Source organism: Vibrio sp. Vb1574 (assembly GCF_033338675.1).
The window spans coordinates 1-23,520 of record NZ_JAWOTC010000020.1 but is presented as its reverse complement, the minus strand read 5'-3'; the positions used below and the strand labels follow the sequence as shown (position 1 = coordinate 23,520).

Annotated in this window: 21 protein-coding genes and 1 other annotated feature; of the genes, 8 read left to right on the top strand and 13 right to left on the bottom strand. The window is 44.5% G+C overall.

The window, feature by feature from the left end:
• Window positions 1–142 precede the first annotated feature (142 nt).
• Window positions 143–1,402 (bottom strand): dicarboxylate/amino acid:cation symporter, encoded by a 1,260-nt coding sequence (locus R7O12_RS13835; protein ID WP_005376774.1) that lies wholly within the window; start codon window positions 1,400–1,402, stop codon window positions 143–145.
• Between the two features lie 543 nt (window positions 1,403–1,945).
• On the opposite strand from R7O12_RS13835, the gene R7O12_RS13830 reads away from it, so the two are divergent.
• Window positions 1,946–3,487 carry a long-chain-fatty-acid--CoA ligase gene (locus R7O12_RS13830; protein WP_042522823.1) on the top strand — a complete coding sequence of 514 codons (1,542 nt, stop codon included), beginning with the start codon at window positions 1,946–1,948 and terminating at the stop codon, window positions 3,485–3,487.
• A 126-nt stretch (window positions 3,488–3,613) separates the two neighbouring features.
• On the opposite strand, the gene R7O12_RS13825 is transcribed toward R7O12_RS13830, so the two are convergent.
• The 8 genes from R7O12_RS13825 to R7O12_RS13790 all read right to left on the bottom strand — a co-directional run bounded on the left by R7O12_RS13825 (window position 3,614) and on the right by R7O12_RS13790 (window position 11,559).
• Window positions 3,614–4,309, bottom strand: a complete 696-nt coding sequence (locus R7O12_RS13825; RefSeq protein ID WP_132936807.1) for a Crp/Fnr family transcriptional regulator — start codon at window positions 4,307–4,309, stop codon at window positions 3,614–3,616.
• 196 nt (window positions 4,310–4,505) lie between these two features.
• Complete coding sequence (gene trpA, locus R7O12_RS13820; RefSeq protein ID WP_025767264.1) at window positions 4,506–5,312, bottom strand: tryptophan synthase subunit alpha; 807 nt, start codon at window positions 5,310–5,312, stop codon at window positions 4,506–4,508.
• A complete protein-coding gene (trpB, locus tag R7O12_RS13815; protein ID WP_005445041.1) occupies window positions 5,312–6,502 on the bottom strand; it encodes a tryptophan synthase subunit beta in 1,191 nt (396 codons plus the stop codon). The genes trpA and trpB overlap by 1 nt, the downstream gene beginning before the upstream one ends.
• Window positions 6,503–6,566: 64 nt before the next feature.
• On the bottom strand, window positions 6,567–8,006 hold the full coding sequence (gene trpCF, locus R7O12_RS13810; protein ID WP_318126011.1) for a bifunctional indole-3-glycerol-phosphate synthase TrpC/phosphoribosylanthranilate isomerase TrpF: 1,440 nt from the start codon (window positions 8,004–8,006) through the stop codon (window positions 6,567–6,569).
• A 13-nt stretch (window positions 8,007–8,019) separates the two neighbouring features.
• Entirely contained in the window at window positions 8,020–9,030 is a 1,011-nt protein-coding gene (gene trpD, locus R7O12_RS13805) for an anthranilate phosphoribosyltransferase (RefSeq protein ID WP_017820480.1), read from the bottom strand.
• A 36-nt stretch (window positions 9,031–9,066) separates the two neighbouring features.
• The gene (locus R7O12_RS13800; RefSeq protein WP_005434961.1) at window positions 9,067–9,675 is read right to left on the bottom strand and encodes an aminodeoxychorismate/anthranilate synthase component II; all 609 of its coding nucleotides are present in this window, start codon (window positions 9,673–9,675) and stop codon (window positions 9,067–9,069) included.
• 16 nt (window positions 9,676–9,691) lie between these two features.
• Window positions 9,692–11,257, bottom strand: a complete 1,566-nt coding sequence (locus R7O12_RS13795; RefSeq protein ID WP_033905669.1) for an anthranilate synthase component 1 — start codon at window positions 11,255–11,257, stop codon at window positions 9,692–9,694.
• Between the two features lie 126 nt (window positions 11,258–11,383).
• Window positions 11,384–11,487, bottom strand: a sequence feature (Trp leader region).
• Complete coding sequence (locus R7O12_RS13790) at window positions 11,434–11,559, bottom strand: trp operon leader peptide (RefSeq protein WP_005376787.1); 126 nt, start codon at window positions 11,557–11,559, stop codon at window positions 11,434–11,436. (Overlaps the previous feature by 54 nt.)
• 95 nt (window positions 11,560–11,654) lie before the next feature.
• Here R7O12_RS13790 and rnm point away from each other — a divergent pair, with 95 nt between their 5' ends.
• A complete protein-coding gene (rnm, locus tag R7O12_RS13785; protein ID WP_005386777.1) occupies window positions 11,655–12,512 on the top strand; it encodes an RNase RNM in 858 nt (285 codons plus the stop codon).
• A gap of 59 nt (window positions 12,513–12,571) precedes the next feature.
• On the top strand, window positions 12,572–13,192 hold the full coding sequence (locus R7O12_RS13780; RefSeq protein WP_005376791.1) for an L-threonylcarbamoyladenylate synthase: 621 nt from the start codon (window positions 12,572–12,574) through the stop codon (window positions 13,190–13,192).
• A 93-nt stretch (window positions 13,193–13,285) separates the two neighbouring features.
• Here R7O12_RS13780 and R7O12_RS13775 read toward each other — a convergent pair whose 3' ends face one another.
• On the bottom strand, window positions 13,286–13,996 hold the full coding sequence (locus R7O12_RS13775) for a calcium-binding protein (RefSeq protein ID WP_005376796.1): 711 nt from the start codon (window positions 13,994–13,996) through the stop codon (window positions 13,286–13,288).
• Window positions 13,997–14,561: 565 nt separating this feature from the next.
• Between R7O12_RS13775 and rluB the strand changes: the two genes are divergently transcribed.
• The gene (gene rluB, locus R7O12_RS13770; RefSeq protein WP_005376798.1) at window positions 14,562–15,500 is read left to right on the top strand and encodes a 23S rRNA pseudouridine(2605) synthase RluB; all 939 of its coding nucleotides are present in this window, start codon (window positions 14,562–14,564) and stop codon (window positions 15,498–15,500) included.
• 187 nt (window positions 15,501–15,687) lie between these two features.
• On the opposite strand, the gene R7O12_RS13765 is transcribed toward rluB, so the two are convergent.
• Complete coding sequence (locus tag R7O12_RS13765) at window positions 15,688–16,008, bottom strand: HI1450 family dsDNA-mimic protein (protein ID WP_005376800.1); 321 nt, start codon at window positions 16,006–16,008, stop codon at window positions 15,688–15,690.
• A gap of 2 nt (window positions 16,009–16,010) precedes the next feature.
• Window positions 16,011–16,577 (bottom strand): elongation factor P-like protein YeiP, encoded by a 567-nt coding sequence (gene yeiP / locus R7O12_RS13760; RefSeq protein ID WP_005376801.1) that lies wholly within the window; start codon window positions 16,575–16,577, stop codon window positions 16,011–16,013.
• 194 nt (window positions 16,578–16,771) lie between these two features.
• On the opposite strand from yeiP, the gene R7O12_RS13755 reads away from it, so the two are divergent.
• Window positions 16,772–17,539, top strand: a complete 768-nt coding sequence (locus R7O12_RS13755) for an elongation factor P (protein WP_017635724.1) — start codon at window positions 16,772–16,774, stop codon at window positions 17,537–17,539.
• Here the strand turns inward: R7O12_RS13755 and R7O12_RS13750 are convergent.
• The gene (locus R7O12_RS13750) at window positions 17,536–19,899 is read right to left on the bottom strand and encodes a DNA polymerase II (protein ID WP_054577041.1); all 2,364 of its coding nucleotides are present in this window, start codon (window positions 19,897–19,899) and stop codon (window positions 17,536–17,538) included. The two genes, R7O12_RS13755 and R7O12_RS13750, sit on opposite strands and share 4 nt — an antisense overlap.
• 427 nt (window positions 19,900–20,326) lie before the next feature.
• On the opposite strand from R7O12_RS13750, the gene uvrY reads away from it, so the two are divergent.
• Genes uvrY through pgsA form a run of 3 tightly spaced genes read left to right on the top strand, consistent with a single transcriptional unit; the run spans window position 20,327 to window position 23,409 of the window.
• Window positions 20,327–20,971 carry a UvrY/SirA/GacA family response regulator transcription factor gene (uvrY, locus tag R7O12_RS13745; protein ID WP_005386783.1) on the top strand — a complete coding sequence of 215 codons (645 nt, stop codon included), beginning with the start codon at window positions 20,327–20,329 and terminating at the stop codon, window positions 20,969–20,971.
• Between the two features lies 1 nt (window position 20,972).
• The gene (uvrC, locus tag R7O12_RS13740; RefSeq protein WP_080773718.1) at window positions 20,973–22,805 is read left to right on the top strand and encodes an excinuclease ABC subunit UvrC; all 1,833 of its coding nucleotides are present in this window, start codon (window positions 20,973–20,975) and stop codon (window positions 22,803–22,805) included.
• Between the two features lie 46 nt (window positions 22,806–22,851).
• Entirely contained in the window at window positions 22,852–23,409 is a 558-nt protein-coding gene (gene pgsA / locus R7O12_RS13735; protein WP_005394805.1) for a CDP-diacylglycerol--glycerol-3-phosphate 3-phosphatidyltransferase, read from the top strand.
• The last annotated feature ends 111 nt before the right edge of the window (window positions 23,410–23,520 follow it).

Sequence of the window (23,520 nt, the reverse complement as noted above, 5' to 3'; positions counted from 1 at the left end):
CTAACGTTTTGTTATATTTTGTAATGGTTTATATCATTTTGAAAAATTTATGCCATCGGTTTCTATTTGTATAGTTACGTAATGCAAGAAAAGACAAAAAAACCGCTCATTATGAGCGGTTTTTGGTCTATTCAAGAAAGGGTTAGGCTTCTTGCTTTTTTAGCTCAGCTTCTGCCGTTTCTTCTTCAATTAGCGCATCAACGATAACTGCACATGCAGCATCACCTGTGATGTTCAGTGCTGTACGAATCATATCGAAAATACGGTCAAGAGCGAATAGCAGCGGTAGACCTTCAATTGGAATGCCAGCGGCAAGAAGCACGGCAACCACTAGGAAAGAAGGGCCAGGAACACCCGCTTGACCAACCGCACCCAATGTAGACGTTACGATAATTGCAATGTAAGCGCCCATGCCTAGATCGATATTGAACAGTTGAGCAAAGAAGATAGCAACCAAGCCATAGTAAATCGCATTACCTGACATGTTGATCGTTGCGCCTAGAGGCAGAACAAATGATGCAGTTGAATTTTTTACGCCCAGCTCTTTTTCACAGGTGTCCATTGTGACAGGCAGTGTTGCCATAGAAGACGCTGTTGAAAGCGCAACTGCTTGCGGTTTCTTCATTGAAGACAGGAATTTCTTCGCAGATGTCTTCGTGAAAACATGCACCATTGCTGGGTAAACAACGAAACCGAAGATTAGGATGGCGGCAACGTAAACAACGAACAGTTTAAACACCACCATTAGCGCACCAAAACCGAACGTACCGACGGCTTCTGCCATCAGACCAAATACACCGATAGGTGCAATGATCATTACTTTGTTGATCATCCAAACCATTGCGTCAACGATGCAGTTAACACCATTGATGATTGGTTCACGACGTTCTTTTGCTTGCTTAGAAATCGCAATACCAAAGAACATACAGAAAACGAGGATCTGTAGGATGTTTGCTTCATTTAGTGATTGGAAAACGTTGGTTGGGATCATACCAGTGATGGTTGCCCAGAAAGTAGGTAGTTCACCTTTTGAAGCGTATTCTGCTGAGAACATGCCTTCAACGCCAGAGACGTCGATACCCATGCCTGGTTGGAATACTTCACCCATAAATAGTGCAAGCGCAACGGCTAGGGCGGATGTTAAACCAAAATAACCTAGAGTGACGATACCAACTTTACCTGCTGACTGGCTGTTCCCAAGACCAGCGGCGCCAGAAATCAAGGCTACAGCGACCAAAGGAATAACCAACATTTTGATTAAGTTGATAAAGATAGCACCTAAAGGAGCGAACACTGTCGCATCATGACCCATCATGGCACCAACGGCTGTGCCCACGATCATGGCGATTACGACTTGTACGCCAATGTTGTTTAGCAAACTCTTTTCTTTTAACACTTCCATAACCTCTGTGCTAATAAAATGTAAAATCCTAAAATTACCCACTAACCATAAATGGATTTACGGATAATTATCTCGCCTTGCTTTTTACACTTATCGTTTACAATTGGCAATATGCAGCAAGGTATTATTGATGGATTAATCGATATTTTATTGACGAACGATAAAGTTTTGTTCAATAGCAAACGTTTGCTATTGATTTTTCTTATAAGGGTCGCGCTTAGGATTGTTCAAGTTTATTTTTCTTTATTTGTTTTCTTTTTGTTAATTTTAACCGCTTTTGTATTTGCTATTGCAGTCAGAGTTTTTAGTGACTTGGGTTGATATCTATAACAATTCATCTCTTTCAAGCTCACACTTTTATTAATTTGCCTTCTGAAATGTTAATTGCTTTACATTCTTGGCTCTAATTGCGTTGTAAACATAATGTTAAATTGTAATGACTGGTGAGACTCAAATGCTGACGATCCAGTGTTAGAGATAACTTGCTTAGTTAATGCTCCTGAGCTGATTAGACGAGAAAGACAAGTAAGAGGTGAAGAGACTATGATGAATCTTGCTGCTGCGTTACAAAGAAATGCTGCGAGTAAACCAGATAAAACGGCGTTGATATGTGGCACTGAAAAGATAAATTATGCGCAGTTTGATGCGATCGCCGGCAAGATCGCAGCGTCTTTAATCAATAAAGGCGTAAAGCCAGGTGACCGCGTTGCGATTTCATGCCCAAACATTCCTTTTTTCGCGTTTGTTTATTATGCAATACAAAAAGCTGGCGCGGTTGCAGTCCCATTAAATGTGCTTTTGAAAGCGCGAGAAATTAAGTATCACTTAGAAGATTCAAAAGCGAAGTTTTATTTCTGCTTTGAAGGGACGAAAGAACTGCCAATGGCAAAAGAGGGTGTCAAAGCCTTTGAACAAGTCGATACATGCGAAGGCATAGTCGTATTGACTCAATCTCAAGATGAAAGCTATTGGAATGGGGTAATAACTCTCAATGCGTTTATAGCCGATGTCCAACCGTTGCCGGATTATATACCGCGTAATGCGGATGATACATGTGTGATTTTGTATACATCAGGGACGACAGGCTTACCAAAAGGCGCTGAACTGACTCAGCAGAACATCATAATGAACGCTCTGGTGGCACAAAACATTATGGGCAGCCAGGCCGATGATATTCACTTAGTAACTTTGCCTTTATTTCATACATTTGGTCAAACCGTCCACTTAAATGCTAGTGTTTTGGGCGGGGCAACATTGGTGTTAGTGCCTAGGTTTGAGCCTAAACATGTTCTTGAGCTGGTGGAAAAACATAGGGTGACGATATTTGCTGGTGTGCCAACGATGTACATCGGTCTGCTTCATGTGCAGCATCAATTTGATACCTCGTCATTGCGTGTTGCAGTAAGCGGTGGTGCGCCATTACCAACCGAAATCTTTCGAACCTTTGAAGAAACATTTAATGTGCCGATCTTAGAAGGATACGGGTTGTCGGAGACAAGTCCTATTGCATGTTTTAATCATTTAGATCAGGAGCGAATACCAGGCTCGGTAGGTCAACCGGTTCAAGGCGTCGAAGTAAAAGTTATCGACATTGAAGGCAATGCACTACCGATAGGCGAAGAAGGTGAGATTGTTGTGCGTGGTCATAATGTTATGAAGGGATATCTTGACCGCCCAGAAGTTACTGAATCTGCGCTACAAAATGGTTGGTTCCATACTGGTGATGTGGGCCGCTTTGACAGTTCAGGTAATTTATTTATTGTCGATAGAATGAAAGATCTGATCATTCGAGGTGGATTTAATGTTTATCCCAGAGAAATTGAAGAAGTTTTCATGACTCATCCTGCCGTTTCAATGGTCGCGGTGATAGGGATTCCAAATGAAGAGTATGGCGAAGAGATAAAAGCCTACGTTGTACTTAAACCAAAAGAATACATTGACGCCGATTCATTACAAAAGTGGGGTAAAGAGCAATTAGCCTCGTTTAAATATCCTCGTTATGTCGAAATTCGTGAACACCTCCCGATGAGTGCGACAGGAAAGATTTTGAAACGTGAGTTGAAATCTGAATTGAATATAGCTTAGTCAATTCAATGGTTTTTGTGTCACAGCGCCACTTGCCTAAGTGCAAATGGTGTTGTGCTCTTGACCAATTAGATGCATAAGGTTTTTAGCTATCGTTAGACAATACTTACCGTTTGTTGAATGGATCTATTGCTCGAGTTCTTTAAAGTATTCTTCTAAGCGTTTCGGATTGGTAATGGTTACTGAGCCATAGTTTAGCTCTAGCATCCCAATACTTTCTAATCGTTTTAGTATCTTGTGTACGCTCTGACGAGTTAGCCCCATCATGTTAGCGATATGTTCTCTTGTTACCCTGACAACGCATGGTCGAGTATTGATCGCTTGATTAAGTTGGTATTCAGCAAGTAGCAGCAACCTTTTGGCGACTCGTTCTTCAATTCCTCTAATCGCGTCATCTTCGATAACAGAAATAGCAGACCACAAGCGGCGGCTAAGTAAGTCGAGTATAGTGGGGTAACTTTGAGGGTATTTGGCGAGTAATTGGCGAAATTTATCTCCAGGAAGCTCCATTACAGTCACGTCCGAATGCGCGGTCGCACCAAAAATACGAGGCATGCCGGGAGAAAAAACATTGTCTCCAAACCAGCCACCAGCTTCGAAAATCATCAGTGTGACTTCTTTGCCTTTTGAACTAATTGAGTTCACTCTCACTGCACCTTGAGCTATGACCATAAGAGAAGATTGAAGCGCACCTTTATTGCAAATCAGTGCTTTTTCGTCGAAGCAGCGAACCTTAGTCATTTGCGCTGCTTCACTAAGCCCTTTATCTGGCAGCCCTGATAGTACAGGACATTTGGCTAGCAGTGTTTTGACTTCTTCCATGTAGCAACCTTACTGCACATTGCTTTATTGAGTTAGTTAAGTTACCCAAGCTTAACACTCTTTGAGTGCTCTGCTTGAGATAGATTTGGAAAGTGCGGGCGTTGAACAAAAAATGACGTGGTATAAACGCGATAGTAAGAAAACGCCCACTAAACATAATGTTAAGCGGGCGTTGTTGTGTCATATCAAACTGAAATTATTTTTGAGTGGCAGCTTTCATTGCAGAAACGAATTCACCTAGCTTGTCGAGCATAATTTGTGGCTGCTCAACGTTCGCTTCAATGATTTTTACCACGGCTGAACCAGAAATTGCACCAGCCGCACCAGATTCTAGTGCTTGTTTCACCTGTGCAGGCTCAGAGATGCCAAAACCAAGTAGCGCTGGTGGTGCATCAAATTGGTTCAGTCTATCGAGCATATGACCTACAGGCATGTTTGCTTTGGTTTCTGCGCCAGTAACACCTGCACGAGAGAGTAGGTAAGTGTATCCGCCACCCAACTCTGATACTTGCTTCAGTGTTTCATCACTTGCCGTTGGTGGTGCGATGAAGATTGGGTGAATACCAAACTTTTCTGCAGCAGCAACAAATTCAGCACTTTCATTAGTTGGTACGTCTGCAATCAAAACAGAATCGATGCCTGCTTTTGCACAACGCTCATAGAAGTTCTCGATACCACGAGAGTAAACAAGGTTCGCGTACATCAGAAGGCCAATAGGCAACTCTGGGTACTTAGCTCGGATCTTACCGATTTGCTCGAAGCAGATATCCGGTGTTGCGCCTGAATCTAGAGCACGAATGTTCGCACCTTGGATAGTCGGGCCATCCGCAAGAGGATCTGAAAATGGAATACCGAGTTCAAGGGCATCTGCGCCAGACTCGACCAGTGTTTCCATGATTTTGTAAGACTGCTCGGCGTTTGGATCGCAAACCGTTACGAACGGTACAAATGCGCCTTGGTTCTTTTCGTTTAGGCGCTCAAACATCTTTTCATAACGGCTCATTAGATTGCTCCTTTTTCTTCTAAGATGGCGTGTACGGTGAAGATGTCTTTGTCACCACGACCTGATAGGTTAACGACCAATAATTGCTCTTTTTCTGGATTCTCACGAGCCATACGCAGTGCATGAGCCAGTGCGTGAGAAGATTCTAGAGCAGGGATGATACCTTCGTGACGCGCAATTTCTTGGAATGCTTCTAGTGCTTCATCATCCGTCACGTTGTCATATTCAGCACGGCCAATTGCGTTTAGATGTGCGTGCTGTGGACCAACTGAAGGGAAATCAAGACCAGCAGAGACAGAGTATGACTCTTCAACCTGACCGTTTGGATCTTGCATCAATGGCGCTTTCATACCAAAGAAAATACCCGTTTTACCATGTTTAAGTGGTGCACCGTGCTGGTCAGTATCGATACCTTTACCTGCTGGCTCAACACCAATTAGGCGAACGCTTTCTTCTTCGATGAAGTCAGCAAACATGCCAATCGCGTTTGAACCACCGCCCACACATGCGATAACCGCATCAGGAAGACGACCTTCACGTGCCAAAATCTGATTCTTCGTTTCTTCACCAATCATGCGTTGGAAGTCACGCACGATGGTTGGGAATGGGTGAGGACCTGCCGCTGTACCTAGTAGGTAGTGCGCGTCTTCATAAGTTGCAGACCAGTCGCGTAGCGCTTCGTTACATGCATCTTTAAGTGTCGCAGAGCCCGAGTGGACAGGGATAACTTCTGCGCCCATTAGTTTCATACGGAATACGTTCGGGCTTTGACGCTCAACGTCTTTTGCACCCATGTAAACGCGACACTTAAGGCCAAGCAGCGCACACGCTAGTGCAGTTGCTACACCGTGTTGGCCTGCGCCTGTTTCTGCGATGATTTCGTTTTTACCCATGCGTTTTGCAAGCAGCGCTTGACCCAACACTTGGTTGGTCTTGTGCGCGCCACCGTGAAGTAGGTCTTCACGTTTTAGGTACAGTTTGGTTTTCGTACCTTTGGTTAGGTTACGAGTTAGAGTCAAAGCCGTTGGACGGCCCGCATACTCTTGAAGAAGCGTCATGAATTCGCTGCGGAATTCTGGATCTTCTTGCGCGTCGATAAACGCTTGCTCTAGTTGCTCCAGTGCTGGAACTAGAATTTGCGGAACGTACTGACCGCCGTATTCGCCAAAGTAGGCATTCAGTTTTGCCATCGTTATATTCCTTCTCGTATTTTTCGCTACGAATAGCTTTAAATTTTTTAGCTGATATCCAGCTTTAGTAGTTGCGAATAGCAGTGAATGCCGCGAGCAACTTCTGTGAATCTTTTTTGCCTGGTGCGCTTTCTACACCAGAGTTTAAATCTAATCCCAAGCAACCTAGTGTCGCTGCTTGTTGAGCATTTTCTGGCGACAGTCCGCCCGCTAGCATAATTTGACTTGGGTCGCCGATCAGTGACCAGTCGAACACTTGACCAGTTCCACCAGTTTGAGTGCCAACTTGCGCATCTAATAAATGGCGATCAATGTTGTCTGCTAGCAGTTCTGGCTTGGCATCAGTCACGCCGTAAGCTTTCCAAATTTCTACCGCTGCTGGTAGTTCGGCTTTGAGTTGGTTTACGTAAGCTTGGTCTTCTTGACCGTGCAGTTGCACCGCTTTTAAACCCAAAGAGGTCACGACAGAAGCAACAAAATCGATATCGTGATTTTGGAAAACGCCTACATAATTCAGAGGAGCACCGCTCATGGTTAAGCGAGCACCTTCAAGGTCAACCGCACGCTTCGACTTCTCGACAAAAATCAGGCCACCAAATACCGCACCAGCTTGATACGCTTTCGCTGCGTCATCTGGATGAGTAAGACCACAGACTTTGTGTTCACCCAGCGTCACTTTACGTACTGCAAGTTCAAGGTTGTCTTCCGCCATCAGCGAACTACCAATCAAGAAGCCGTCTGCGAATTCTGCTAAATCACGAACTTGTTGATGGGTATAAATGCCAGATTCTGAGATTACTGTTGCGTTAGGAGCCAGTTCGCGAATTGTCGGTGCCAGTTCTTTTGTACGATTCAAATCAGTACTTAGGTCGCGAAGGTTACGGTTATTGATGCCGATAACGTGTGCGCCTAGCTTAACTGCACGATGAAGCTCTTCTTCGTTGCTGACTTCGGTCAGGATACCCATGTTCAGGCTGTGTGTTGCTTCTTCTAAGGCTTTATACTCTTCGTCATTCAGGACAGAAAGCATCAGTAGCACAGCATCAGCACTGTAATGACGTGCTAGGTAAACTTGGTAGGTATCTACCATGAAGTCTTTGCACAGAACGGGTTGTTTGACTTGACCGCGCACTTGAGGAAGAAAGTCAAAGTTACCTTGGAAGTATTTTTCGTCTGTTAATACTGAAATTGCATCAGCATGGTTGTTATAAACCGATGCAATGTAATCCAAGTCGAAGTGATCACGAATCAAACCTTTAGAAGGAGATGCCTTCTTACATTCGGTGATGAACGCCGTCTTTTCACCACTCAGAGCGTCGTAGAAGCTGCGGTCCGATGGCAGCAAATCAGACTGAAATGTGCTTAGCGGTTGAGACACCTTACGGTCTGCTACCCATTGATATTTATCGCGGACAATTTTCGCCAGTACTTCTGCCATTTCTGCTTCTTTTTTAGAAACGTGCTCAGACAGGTTGTCAGCTTGCTGAGTGTTGAAGTCAGTCATCTTCTTCAATTCCTTAAGCGTGTGCGGCAAGTTGTTGTACCAATTGGTACGCCTTGCCTGAATTCATTGCCTCAATCGCTTGTTGCGTGTTGGCTTTTAAATCTTCGTGGCCGAATAGACGCATTAGCAGAGCAACGTTCACCGCCACTGCACCCAATTGTGCGTCTGTACCTTTACCCGTCAGAATATTGGTAATGATCGCCTTGTTTTCTTCAGGATCGCCACCTTTGATCGCTTCTAGTGGGTGCGCTTCTAGACCGAAGTCTGCAGGCGTTAGTTTATATTCTGTGATCTTACCGTCTTTGATTTCAGCAATGGTTGTTTCGCCGTGAATCGCCACTTCATCCAAACCACTACCGTGTACTACAGCGGCGCGCTTCATACCCATTTGTAGCATGGTTTCTGCGATAGGACGAACCAGTTCTTCACTGTAAACGCCCATCAATTCGATGTTAGGACGAGCAGGGTTAATCAGTGGGCCAAGAATGTTAAAGATGGTGCGCGTTTTCATGGTTTGACGCACTGGCATCGCATGGCGCACACCACCGTGGTACTGAGGTGCAAATAGGAAAGCAACACCGATATCGTCGACCGCTTTGCGCGTATCGTCTGCGCTCATAGCTAGGTTGATACCAAATGAATCAAGAAGGTCAGAAGAACCCGATTTGCTTGAAACGCTGCGGTTACCGTGTTTCGCTACTTTTAGACCACATGCTGCAGCAACAAACGCCGCAGTGGTTGAAATGTTGATGGTGTTGTGACCGTCGCCGCCAGTACCTACGATATCCGCGAAATCATAATCTGGACGAGGGAATGGGTTTGCATTTGCCAGCAGCGCTTTTGCCGCGCCTGCTATTTCATCTGGTGTTTCGCCTTTGATTTTTAGTGCAGTCAGCGCTGATGCCATCAAAATTGGGTCTAGCTCACCACGGATAATGATGTCGAATAGCTGTTGGCTCTCTTCTTGAGTAAGCGATTCTTGCTCGTACAGTTTGGTAATAATAGGGTTGATGATTGCTTCCATATTTCCTCTCCTAAATTTCTTATGTGCCAGTGCTTTTTAAGCAGTGAGTGGGTTAGCTGAAGTTTGTTCTTCAAGTGCCCATTCAATGGCATTGGCCAACAGTGTTGCTCCGTAGGTCGTCATAATAGATTCCGGGTGGAACTGGAACCCGCAAACTTTATCTTCTTCATGTACAACAGACATTACCAAGTCATCCACTTCTGCTGTGATGGTTAGGCTCTCAGGAACCTTGGTCGCAACCAGCGAGTGGTAACGTGCAATCGCAAGTGGTGATGGTAGGTTTTGGTAAATCGCATGGTTTTGGTGCTCCATCATAGAGACCTTACCGTGAATGATTTCGCCTGCGCCAGCAACGGTGCCGCCGTATGCTTCAACAATCGCTTGGTGACCAAGACAAATCCCGATCATCGGCACTTTGCCTTTCATGCGTTGGATAAGCTCTGGCATTGAGCCTGCCTCTGACGGTGCGCCTGGGCCTGGCGATAGCAGAACCACTGGGTTTTCAAGCTCGTTTACCGCTTGTTCAATGGTTTCTGCTGGGATGTTGTTTCGGTAAATCTTGACTGAGTGACCTAGCGAGCGGAATTGATCCACAAGGTTGTAGGTGAACGAGTCAAAGTTGTCGATAAAAATGATATTAGCCATCTCTGAACCCTATTCCTTATTGTGATTTATGCGCTGCTTGGATAGCAGAGATTACCGCTTGTGCTTTGCCGCGCGTTTCGTCTGCTTCTGCTTGTGGATCAGAATCGAACACCACGCCAGCACCAGCTTGAACTTGAGCAATGCCGTTCTCAACGTACGCTGAGCGGATCACGATACAGGTGTCGAGTGTGCCTTCACCAGTGAGGTAGCCAACAGCGCCGCCGTAGCTACCGCGTCGTGCGCCTTCTACATCGCGAATCAACTGCATGGCACGAATCTTAGGTGCGCCGGTGAGCGTACCCATGTTCATACATGCTTGGTATGCGTGCAGGGCGTCTAGGTCTTCACGCAGTTGACCAACCACACGAGACACCAAGTGCATTACGTGGCTGTAGCGGTCGACTTTTAGAAGGTCTGCTACGTGGCGAGTACCAGCTTGAGCAATACGAGCGACGTCGTTACGTGCCAAGTCAACCAACATCATGTGTTCTGCGTTTTCTTTCATGTCTGTGCGCAGTTCAAGTTCGATGCGGCTATCTAGGTCGAAATCAATCTCTCCATTCGGGCGTTTACCACGGCGACGTGTGCCTGCGATTGGGTAGATTTCAATTTGGTTGGTATCGGTTTCATACTTAAGCGCGCTTTCTGGTGATGCGCCAAACAGAGTGAACAGCTCATCTTGCATGTAGAACATGTAAGGGCTTGGGTTACTTTGTTTCAGTTCTTTATAAGCCGCCAGTGGAGAAGGACAAGGTAGAGTGAATCTACGAGACGGTACAACTTGGAATACATCGCCTTTCACTACGAACTCTTTTAAGTCGCGAACGGTTTGGCAGAAGTCTGCATCAGACACGCTAGGTTCTACCGTTACATCTGTTATTTGCTCTGCACTCGGCAACAGTTTTGGCGCTGCACATTGGGCGCTAATTTCTGCAATACGAGTCTCTAACGCTGTTTTCTCTGAACCATCAACAAACAACGTCGCTTGAAGCTGGCAAGATTCCGTTTGATGGTCGACAACAAGTAGTGTTTCCGCGACGTAGAAAACGTAATCTGGACACTGATTTGTTGCTTCGGCATTACCAAGCGGCTCAAAGTTTGCGACTAAGTCGTAGGCAAACAGACCACCAAGGAAAATTGCGTGTTTGTCTTGCTGTGAAATATCAAAACTATGCTGAACCAAACGCAGCGCATCGAAAGAAGAGGCTTCACGTAGGCGAGAGTCTTCATCTAACGTGTCGCATGGCTGGTTAAACTGCAAAGTTAGCGTTTCGCCATCGAACTTGCTCTCAACGTCACCACGGATGTTCTGGTTTAGGTGAGACAGTAGGTTTTTACCGTTATTGGTCAAGGCGTGCATGCTAACGGTATGGCCGAAGCAAACAATGCGAACCGCTGAATCTACGATCAGCAGGGATTTTAAATTTTGCTTTGAATCGATCTCAGCAGATTCCAGCAATAGGCTGTCAGTTTTGTTCTCACATAGTGTGTGGAACAAGCGAGTCGGGTCTTGAGTATAAGGGACGGAAGCCGTTAGCACTTCAAGCTGTCCAAGTTTCTTAATTTCAATGGCCTTGTTCACAAGACCTCCTTGTAGCTGTTTAAATCTTCCTGCCGTACATAGTCGCATAAAGCAAACGTTCTCCCAATCTAGAGTTGGCTATATTCGATTAATGTTTAGGCAGTTGAATGTGAAATGAGCAACAAAACAAAAAAGCCCGCTTAAGTAGCGGGCTTTACAACGTTTGGTTCTATAAACTAGAAGTATACGTTTGCCCACCAAGAACTAGTCCAAGTGCGCCACCAAGCAAGATCTGATGAGTTTGCCTTATTAAGACAAACCGCAACTTTCGCTTTTTGGTTTTGGTTAAATTCTTGTAACATGGTGAACCTTAAATTACGTACTTTGTATTTATGTACTAGTTAACTAGTGCGAGAGTAAAAAGTCAACCCCAAAACGGCATTAAAACGATAAAAATATGAGAATTGATTTACATAGTCACACCACTGCATCGGACGGTCGGTTAGAGCCTAAAGATTTAGTGGAAAGGGCGCTGAGTTTTGATATCGAGGTTTTGGCGATCACTGATCACGATACGGTTGACGGTTTGGCGTTAGCTAAGCAATACGTTCAAGATAATAATTTGCCGATAAAAATCATCAATGGCATTGAGATATCGACCGTCTGGCAAAACAAAGACATTCATATTGTCGGCCTGAATATCGATCCGGAAAATGAACAATTATCTGCCCTCATAGAACAGCAGAAGCAGCATCGCATAACACGATCTGAGTTAATTGCAGAGCGACTACAAAAAGCAACTCGAGTAGGTGTGCTTGAAGAGGTAAGGCAAATCGCCGGTGATGCTCCAGTGACAAGAGCGCATTTCGCGAAATGGTTGGTAGATAATGGTTACGCAAAAACCATGCAAATGGTGTTTAAAAAATACCTAACGCGTAATAACCCAGGTTATGTACCACCGAATTGGTGTTCGATGAAGGATGCGGTTGATGCTATCCATGCGGCTGGTGGAATGGCGGTATTAGCGCATCCTGGTAGATATAAGTTGACAGCGAAGTGGATTAAGCGTCTTCTAGCAGCGTTTGTCGAAGCGGGTGGTGATGCGATGGAAGTTGCACAGCCACAGCAAGCGCAACAAGAAAGGCGCAACTTGGCTGATTATGCTATACAATACAAACTATTAGCCTCTCAAGGCAGTGATTTTCACTACCCATCACCGTGGATGGAGCTAGGAAGGAACCTATGGTTGCCTGCTGGCGTCGAACCAGTTTGGAAAGATTGGGGAATAGATCCTTCGTTGAATAATACTCAGTAATACGAAGTCGAGAACCCATAAAAATATAGAGCCGAGAGGCTCGATAATGAGGAATTACAATGAGCCAGTTTTTTTACGTTCACCCAGAAAACCCACAGGCTCGCTTGATTAATCAAGCAGTAGCAATCATTCGTAACGGCGGCGTTGTGGTTTACCCTACTGATTCAGGGTACGCACTTGGCTGTCAGTTGGAGAACAAACAGGCACTGGAACGAATCTGTCAGATTCGTCGTCTGGATGATAAGCATAACTTTACTTTACTGTGTCGTGATTTGTCGGAGCTTTCTCTCTATGCGCGAGTGGATAACTCTGCATTCCGACTGCTGAAAAATAACACACCAGGTCCTTACACCTTCATCTTCAAAGGCACAAAAGAGGTGCCGCGTCGTTTGATGAATGCAAAACGTAAGACCATCGGTATCCGTGTTCCAGACAATCAAATTGCCTTGGACTTGTTGGAAGCATTAGGTGAGCCGATGATGTCTACGTCGTTGATTCTACCTGGCAGTGACGTAACAGAATCTGATCCAGAGGATATTCGCGATAAACTAGAACATGCGGTTGATGTGATTCTTAATGGCGGTTACCTAGGTGAACAACCTACGACTGTAATTGACTTTAGCGAAGGTGAACCTGTTGTGGTTCGTTTGGGATCTGGTGACCCTGCACCATTCGAATAGTAGACGCACACCACCGTCAAACAAAATAGGAGGCATCGCGCCTCCTATTTTAGTTGTCATATCGAATATCTCATTGAACTTAACTGATTGAGGTTAAGCGAAATCGAAAATGTCGATACCATTTTGTTCTGCATAGTTGATGTATGCAGAGCTCACACCGTTTAGTGTCACTTCAACATTGTATTCATCACTTGAGAATACTGCCCAGCCACATTCATTGTAAGATAAAGTCAGATCATCCGCTGAATCCAAGAAGGTATCTCGAATGCCATCGTTATCAGTGTCTCGGCCCATATCAAAGACAAGTTTGTCATGGAAAATATTAAAATCGACAATGTCGGCTTTGACATCAATATCGTTGGAAGATACTGGCTGATCAGGTACACCAATAGCCAGGCGGTTTGTAAGCACGAAGGTGTCGTCTCCACAGCCACCGCTCAGTACTGATTCACCATCACCAACAACGAGTGTGTCGTTACCCCAGCCACCACTCAAGTAGTTGTTGCCTGAATAATCAAAAATTGTGTCGTCGCCACAGCCACCAAAGAGTTTGTCGTTTCCTAATCCGCCGGATAGGAAATCGTTTCCAAAGCCGCCAGAAACAAAGTCGTTACCTCGGCCACCAAGCAAGGTATCGTCTCCCCAGCCACCGAAGACAATATCATTACCTCCGTATCCTACAAACTTATCATCACCACAGAAGCCGAAGAAAATATCGGTTGTTTCAGAGCCTTTTGTGCCTGTCATATCGTCATCTTGAGATGTCCCAAAAATCCAATTTAGGTCGAGATTTAGCATAGACATTGTTCTATTCCTTTTTGTCTGATTTATGCCAATCGCCGAGAGTGCAGAGCGAACCTAGTGAGTCAGAGTACACGATAGCATTAGTGTTATTTTTGATGTGAACTAATGACTTAAAGACAATTTTTGTCTTGTTACCCACGACCTTGCTTTGCTATGAGCGCTCATTGTCTGCGGTGATTGGTATTACTTAGCAGCAAACAGGGACGGCTTATTTTTCGTTGCTTTCTAGCAATACGAACAGTAAACACACCCCAAGTGGTTATTGTTGTAACCCTGACAATTTTATCAGGTACCGCGTGGTTAAAGTGGTTCAGGAAGACCGATATTAGTGGGATTCTCGTTGAGCAATGCCTGCTTTAAGTAGTAAAAAAGTTGCAGAATAGGACAAATATTTCGGTCATTTTTGAAGTGAATTTTGGTGTGGAGAATGGCGCCGATTTAGCTTACATTAACTAAGAAAGTTACGTATAATGTCCGACCGAAAAATCCCACTGAAATGGGTAAATAGCAAAATACAGACCAATCCTGGTCTAGACGTCTGTGAAGACGACACATAGGTAGATAAATGAGCGAAAAGTTACAAAAAGTATTAGCACGTGCTGGTCACGGTTCTCGTCGTGAGATTGAATCGTTAATTAAATCTGGTCGCGTTAGCGTGAACGGTGTAGTCGCTAAGCTTGGTGAAAGACTTGAAGACGAGAGCAGCGTAGTTCGTATCGATGGTCACATTGTCTCTGCAAAGATTCAAGAAGAAGTGATTTGTCGTGTACTTGCGTACTACAAACCTGAGGGTGAACTGTGTACTCGTCACGATCCAGAAGGTCGTCGTACTGTTTTTGATCGTCTGCCAAAAATTCGTGGCTCTCGTTGGATTTCAGTTGGTCGTCTGGATGCGAACACTTCTGGTCTTCTACTTTTCACAACGGATGGTGAACTGGCGAACCGCTTAATGCACCCAAGCCGCCAAGTTGAACGTGAATACCTAGTACGTGTGTTCGGTGAAGTAACTGAACAGAAAGTTCGTAATCTAGTAAAAGGTGTTGAACTGGAAGACGGTTTAGCTCGCTTTGAAGATGTTGTTTACGCGGGTGGTGAAGGCATGAACCACACGTTTTACGTTGTTATCAACGAAGGTCGTAACCGCGAAGTTCGTCGACTATGGGAATCGCAAGAGTGTACCGTTAGCCGTCTGAAACGTGTTCGTTACGGCGACATCTTCTTAGACAAGAAACTGCCTCGTGGCGGTTGGATGGAGCTTGACCTGAAAGAAGTAAACTACTTGCGTGAGCTTGTAGAGCTTCGTCCAGAGAAAGAAACCATGCTTGATCTGAACAAAGACAACACGTCACGCAAACGTGAGCGTGCACGCAGCCAAAAAATTCGTCGCGCAGTTAAGCGCCATGAAGAGCGTGTTAACACACCAAAAGGTCGCAGCAACAACCCTTCTCGTCGTAAGCCGAAGAAGACTGCTGGTGACCAAGGCGCACGCAACAAGCATCGTTAATCGATAGCAAAACATCAGAAAGGCTTGCCAATTCGGCAAGCCTTTTTCTTATCTGTTACATAACAAAAGGATCTAAAGCCGATATAGAGCAGGGTGTTTTGGATAAACAAATATCTCAGCTAAACAAAAACAGCAGATAAAAAAATACCAGCACTAGGCTGGTATCTTTGTTCATGATGAAGAAACGTTAATCGCGTTTCCAAAGCATATGGCAGAACTTATGTTCAGGGTCTCGGCTGATTAGCATACGAGCAAATACGTCATCAAGAACGTCATTTTCCTCATTTACTAGGCCGATACGAACCTCTGCATATACTTCTTTGTCGATCTCGAAGCCAACATGTTCAACCCAGTCATCACCGGTTTCAACAAGTTCTGCGGCACCACGATCTTCAAATTGCGCAGTAAACAGAATCACGTCAGCAGGCTCTAGGTTATCTGGAGCCATCTCAAGGAAAATGTCGTACGCTGCGTCGATGACGTCGTCGTAAGAAATCAAATCAGACATGCTTATGCTCGGCTCATGTATTTACGTTCAGCTGTGTTAATGATAACACGGTCACCAGTTGCAATGTACTCAGGAACCTGGATGACAAGACCTGAAGCGAAGCGTGCTGGTTTAGTACGAGCAGATGCAGAAGCACCTTTGATTGAAGGGTCAGTTTCTTCAATCACTAGCTCAACAGAAGATGGTAGTTCAATACCCACTGCAGCACCGTTAACAAGGATAATGTGGATACCTTGTGTATCTTCGTTGATGAACAGCATGTCGTCTTCAACTTCATTGTGCTTGAATGTGTATTGTGAGTAGTCTTCGTTATCCATGAAGATGTGCTCATCTCCGTCAGCGTATGAGTACACAACTGCACGTTTGTTCATTTCTACCGTTTCAACAACGTCATCAGACTTGTAACGCTCATCTACACGTGCGCCCGTGTTTAGATCTGTACAACGCATTTTGTAGATTTTAGCGCCGCCACGACCGCCAGGAGTCGTTACTTCGATGTCTTTAACTAGAAGAGTTTTACCATTAGACTCGATTGCGAAGCCTTTTTTGATTTCACTTGCCTTTGGCATTGTATATTCCTATTCATACTTATTAAGCAAAACTCGGTGATTATAGCGCTAAGTTAGCCGCCTAGCATTAAAATTCATTGCAGAAATTTGTTGTTACTCCCATGACTAAACACCTGAATGGACTTGATTCAGTGAGTCGGCTAAGAGAACATATAGTCCAACTTCTTGAACCATCTGAGAACACGTTTTAAGTCATGTCTCTGCCTGTTATCGATCCTAAACAACCATTTCAACCAGAGTTTGCGCCTTTAATTAGGGAAGTCACCGCTTGTCTCAAAGGTGGACTGGGGCAAAACTTACACAGCGTTTATGTATACGGTAGTGTTGCTCGCAAAACAGCGATCGTTGGGAAGTCGAACTTAGACTTGGTTGTCGTTACTCAATCATCCTTTGAGCACAATCGCGCGACTTTGCTCAACACAATTAAGTGGCGTGCGCAGCAGAGTTACCCTCACGTTAATGGTGTATCGGTCCGTACAGCCTTAGTGAGCGAAGTGGCTAATTTAGATAGTATTTTTACTTGGGGCTTTATGCTTAAGCATTGCTGTGTCTGTGTTTATGGTGATGATCTAGCAGACTGCTTCGGTGATTACGTCCCAAGTTGGGAAATTGCTAAGCACTGGAATATGGATGTGGAAGATTGGATTACGGTGTATCGCAAAAAAATCGTACAAGCGAAGACGATAGAAGAGCAGGTGGCCGCCCAGCGCGTGATTGCAAAAAAGTTACTAAGAGCGTCATACTCTTTGGTGATGTATCGAGATAAACGTTGGTTTGATGACCCTATACAATGTGGCAAGGTATTCTTAACTTATCATCCTGAAAAGCAGCTTGAGATCGAGCGGCTAGAAATTTTACTTTCTGGCCGGGGTATTCCCAAGCGTTCTGTTATCGGGCTAATTGATGCGTTTGGTGATTGGTTAGTCAAACAGTACCAGAAAACAGAGTTTCGTATCGGCTAAAACAACCCCATTTGTGGCGCTGAAAGCCTGTCAAAGTCCGTCCCAATGAAAGGGAGAATCGCATCCGCAACGGGTTTGAGTTGTTTATCAATGTAATGTTGATAATCAATCGGGCTATTGAGGTACTCATAAGGTTCAGGGCCGTTCACGGTAATAATGTATTCAATTCGCCCTTTGTTTTGATACTGTAATGGGCGGCCAAGCTTGGCATTTATCTCATCGGCTAAACGAGCTGCACGCACTTGTGGCGGGACGTTCTTCTGATACTCATGCAGTTTTCTTCGCAGTCGCTTTTGATACACCAACTGTTCATCAAATTCACCGTTGTTAGTTTTCTCAACCATCTCTCGGACATAGTCGCTTGGATCTTCACCATGGAAAATCATGCTATAGAGTGTATTTTGAAATTTCTGTGCTAACGAGGTCCAGTCAGTACGGGCACTTTCTAACCCTTTAAATACAATCCGTTCTTGCTTTCCTTCACCGATTAAACCCGCATAGCGCTTTTTCGAGCCAGTTTCTGCGCCACGAATCGTTGGCATAAGGAATCTGCGATAATGGGTTTCATACTCGATTTCCAACATAGATGTTAGGTTGTACTCAGAACGCAGGTGTTCTTGCCACCAAGAGTTGATGTAATCAACTAGTTGATTTCCAACAGCGTCAGCTTCTACTTGACTGTATGGTCGATTCAACGACACGAATGTGGAATCCGTATCGCCGTAAATCACTTGATATCCTTGCTCCTCAATCAGCACCTTAGTTTGCTTCATGATTTCATGTCCGCGCATGGTAATACTAGAAGCTAACCGAGTATCAAAGAAACGACATCCCGATGAGCCCAGTACGCCATAAAAGGAGTTCATGATGATTTTGATTGCCTGAGAAAAAGCTTTTTCATTGTTCTTCTTTGCCACATCACGTGCTGCCCAAAGCTTTTCAATCATTTCTGGTAAAAAGTGTTTCGTACGATGGAACTGCCCACCGCGAAAGCCAGGTACAGCCTGATTTTCTTCTTTTCCAATATCGAGCAATAACCCCTCAACTAAACCCATAGGATCAATCAAGAAAGAGCGAATAATCGATGGATATAGACTCTTAAAATCCAATACTAAAACAGAATCATATAGGTTAGGGATGGAGTCCATCACGTAACCGCCGGGGCTGGCAATCCAATTTTCAGGGTGTAGGTTCGGAGCAACGTAGCCTGCTCGGTGTATCTGAGGCATGTATAGGTTTGTGAATGCTGCAACCGAACCGCCGACACGATCCAGTTCGACACCAGTGAGACGAGAGCGCTCTATTGCAAAGTCGAGCAGGTGAGTGTGATTGAAAATCTTATTCACTAACATGCAGTCTTGTAAATTATATTTAGCCAGCGATGGTTTGTCGGAGCGGTACATACGATTGATCTCATCCATGCGGTCATGAACGTTGTGGATTTCTTTCCCTTCCCCTAAGAGTTCTTGAGATACAGACTCTAATGACCAAGACCGAAAGTGATAAGTCGCCGTTTTTAACGTATCGATACCGTCCATTACAACTCGCCCTGGAATGGAAATAAACCCTTGTTGGCTTTGAGATGAACTTCTGAAAAAGCTGGCTTGGTCTGCTCTACCAAGCATTAGCTTCATGTTGTGCCATTCTGCTCGTTTGTGTAGCAGACGAAAGTCAAAATCAATGACGTTCCAACCGACAATGACATCGGGGTCGAATTGTTTAAACCAAACGATGAGTGCTTCTAGAAGCGCTTTTTCATCCTTAACCCACTGTATCGGTGTCTCCGAAGGTTCTGGTTCTCCGATCATGATAACGCGGGAATCCATGACGCTGTCTAATCCGATTGAGTAAAGAATGCCTTTCTCAGAGCATTCTAGATCTAACGAGACAACGTTTAACTTCGGCTCATATTGCCCCGCACGGCATTTTGCGCTCTGGACGCGTTGGTAGCCATTGGTGCGAGTCACATTGCCTGTAAACTCGATACTGCCTTTGATAAAACGCTCCATTAGGTAGCGATCGGCGAGGCGAATATCACTTTCATACGTAGTGATATCTTTTTGAGCGAATGTGTCTTTGAGTGCGAGAGCGTCTCTGGTTACATTGGTATAGCAGGCAGCAAGAGGCGTATGTTCAAACGTTTTGAGATCCAAAAGGCGGATGTCGACGAATATGTTTTTTTCTCGTGCGAGTGTTTTTGCTTGCTCTGAGTGTTTCTGAGCGATGAAAAATACTGGCTTCTCACCATTAATAATTAACTGAGTAGGACCTGCTTCTGTCGAAAGCCACAGCTCGATTTGAGTTTGACCTTTGATGTCTCGTGCCTGTCGAGTTAGCAGGAAGCCTTGTTGAATATTCAAATGTGAGAAACCTTAGAAAACTTGAAGAACGTTAGTTTAACACTAAGAACTGTAAAAATAACCAGTAAAGAAAGCGTCTCAAATTTTTGCTGGAATTAGTGATTACAAGTTAGTCTTTGGTGCAAGAGGGACAGTGTCATTTTAAGTTATAGCGTGTTTCTCTGGGCAATATGAAACCTAGTTACTTGATTTATTGTACTTAATGTTGTTAATTGTCTTTTCTTAGATTTCGGTTCTGCTCATCACGCTCTAAAATAATAGAGTGGTTTATGAATAAGTTCTTGCTAAAGTTTGCGTTTCAGCACATATTCATAGAAAGCAATTTTTTGTCGATTACGTTAGTATATAGGCAGTCATACTGATATCCACATTTAACAAATAATGGTTATGTGGGTGCAGAACCAATACAAAGTGTGGAGATACAAGTTTGATAAATGTTTTCCTTGTAGATGATCACGAGCTGGTTCGCACAGGGATACGACGTATTATTGAAGACGTCCGTGGAATGAACGTAGCAGGAGAAGCTGACAGCGGTGAAGATGCAGTAAAATGGTGTCGCAGTAATCATGCTGACGTCGTTTTAATGGACATGAACATGCCAGGAATTGGCGGCTTGGAAGCCACTAAAAAAATTCTTCGCGTGAATCCTGATGTGAAAATCATCGTACTTACCGTTCATACAGAAAACCCGTTTCCAACCAAGGTGATGCAGGCAGGTGCGTCTGGTTATTTAACCAAAGGTGCTGGCCCTGACGAAATGGTGAATGCGATTCGTGTAGTTAATAGTGGGCAGCGTTACATCTCGCCAGAGATTGCGCAGCAGATGGCATTGAGTCAATTTTCTCCAGCCTCTGAGAACCCTTTTAAAGACTTATCCGAACGTGAATTGCAGATCATGCTTATGATCACCAAAGGCCAAAAGGTAACGGATATTTCTGAGCAACTTAATTTAAGTCCAAAGACAGTCAACAGCTATCGCTACCGACTCTTTAGTAAATTGGACATTAATGGTGACGTTGAGTTAACTCACTTAGCGATTCGCCACGGAATGCTGGACACCGAGACCCTTTAGCGTGAATCCTCCCTTCGATTCGGCTTCCTTTCTCAAGACAGTAACTCATCAGCCCGGCGTTTACAGAATGTACAACGCCGAAGCTGTTGTAATCTACGTAGGTAAAGCCAAAGACCTTAAAAAGCGCCTTTCAAGCTACTTTCGAAAAAAAGTAGACAGTGAGAAAACTCGCGCGCTTGTCAGTAATATCGCCAAAATAGACGTCACGGTGACTCACACTGAGACAGAAGCGCTGATCTTAGAGCATAACTACATCAAGCAGTATTTACCGAAATACAATGTGTTGCTGCGAGATGATAAGTCTTACCCTTATATCTTTATTAGCGGTCATAAGCACCCACGGCTTTCTATCCACCGTGGCGCCAAGAAGCGCAAAGGTGAATATTTTGGCCCCTACCCAGATTCTGGTGCAGTAAGAGAAACATTGCATTTGCTGCAAAAGATATTTCCTGTGCGCCAGTGTGAAGACACTGTCTATTCCAACCGAACGCGCCCATGTTTGATGTACCAAATTGGTCGCTGTGCAGGACCATGCGTTAATACCATCATTTCTGATGAAGAATATGCAGAGTTGGTTGGCTTTGTGCGCATGTTTTTGCAAGGCAAAGATCAGCAAGTACTCAAACAACTGATCGAGAAAATGGAAGTTGCCAGTCAGCAATTGCGCTTTGAAGATGCCGCTAAATTTCGCGATCAAATCCAAGCGATTAGGCGTGTTCAAGAGCAGCAGTACGTCTCAGAAGACAGCATGGATGATATGGATGTACTCGGGTTTGCTCAGGAGAATGGTATCGCGTGTATCCATATCCTGATGATACGCCAAGGCAAAGTGCTTGGTAGCCGTAGCCATTTTCCGAAAATCCCACAAAATACAAGCCAGCAGGAAGTGTTCGATAGTTTTCTGACTCAATATTATTTGAGCCATAACGAAGCACGTACAATTCCTTCTCGTATTATTTTGAATCAAGAGTTGGCAGAAGATATTGCGCCAATACAGAAAGCGTTAAGTGAAGTGGCAGGGCGTAAGGTTCATTTTCATACGTCGCCAACTGGCTCTCGAGCAAGGTATCTCAAGCTTTCGAACACGAATGCACTAACGGCGATTACCACCAAAATCAATCACAAGATGACGATTAATCAGCGTTTTCATGCGCTTCGCGAAACATTGAAGTTGGAGTCTATAGCTCGAATGGAATGTTTTGATATCTCCCATACGATGGGGGAAAGCACGATTGCCTCATGTGTTGTGTTCAACAACGAAGGCCCCGTAAAGCAAGAGTATCGTCGCTACAACATTACTGGGATTACCGGTGGTGATGATTACGCAGCAATGGGACAAGCGTTGGAGCGCCGTTATTCGAAGCAATTGGACGTAGAGAAAATTCCCGACATCATCTTTATCGATGGCGGTAAAGGTCAGTTAAATCGTGCGCATGACATCATTTCGCAGTACTGGGGGGATTGGCCAAAGCGTCCTATCATGATTGGTATTGCAAAAGGCGTTACTCGCAAACCAGGTTTAGAAACGCTGATTACAGTCGATGGGGACGAGTTTCATTTACCAAGCGATGCTCCTGCGCTGCATCTTATTCAACATATTCGTGATGAAAGCCATAACCATGCTATAGCGGGGCACCGTGCTAAGCGAGGTAAAACTAGACGTACGAGTGCACTCGAAGGGATTGAGGGAATCGGCCCTAAACGACGTCAGGCGTTACTCAAGTACATGGGTGGGTTACAAGAACTTAAACGTGCAAGTGTCGAAGAAATCGCCAAAGTACCGGGAATAAGTCACTCTTTAGCAGAAATTATTTTCCAAGCATTGAAACAATAAGGAAAATCGCGCAACATTAAGCCGCAATGTGTAAGAGAATAATAAAATGCGTTTGAATATCCCGAACATTCTGTCTCTTCTTAGACTGTTCCTAATCCCTGTTTTTGTGGTTGTCTTTTATCTACCTTATTCATGGGCACCGTTTGCAGCAGCAATGGTGTTTTGGGTAGCGGGTTTTACTGACTGGCTTGACGGCATGTTGGCCCGTAAACTTGGCCAAACTTCTCGTTTTGGCGCGTTTATTGATCCTGTCGCTGATAAAGTGCTAGTGGCAACGGCATTGATTTTAATCACGGAACATTATCATTCAATTTGGGTGACCATTCCTGCGGTAACGATGATTGCGCGAGAAATCATTATCTCAGCATTGCGAGAATGGATGGCTGAAATCGGTAAGCGAGCGAGTGTTGCGGTATCTTGGGTTGGCAAAGTAAAAACTGTTTCGCAAATGTTCGCCTTATGGGTGTTGATATGGCGTTACGATGAATGGATGGTTTGGCTAGGCTTTGCGGCCTTGTATGTGGCAACTTTCTTGACATATTGGTCAATGATTCAATATTTAGCTGCTGCGAAAGACGATCTGTTGAATGAAGAGCACCATTAAATTCTGATGTTAGAAAGCAGGCTTAGTAGCCTGCTTTTTTGTTTTCAGCCCTAAACCACCTACTTCAGTAGGTGGTTATCATCCGTTTCGGCTTTGCCTGTAAAACTACTC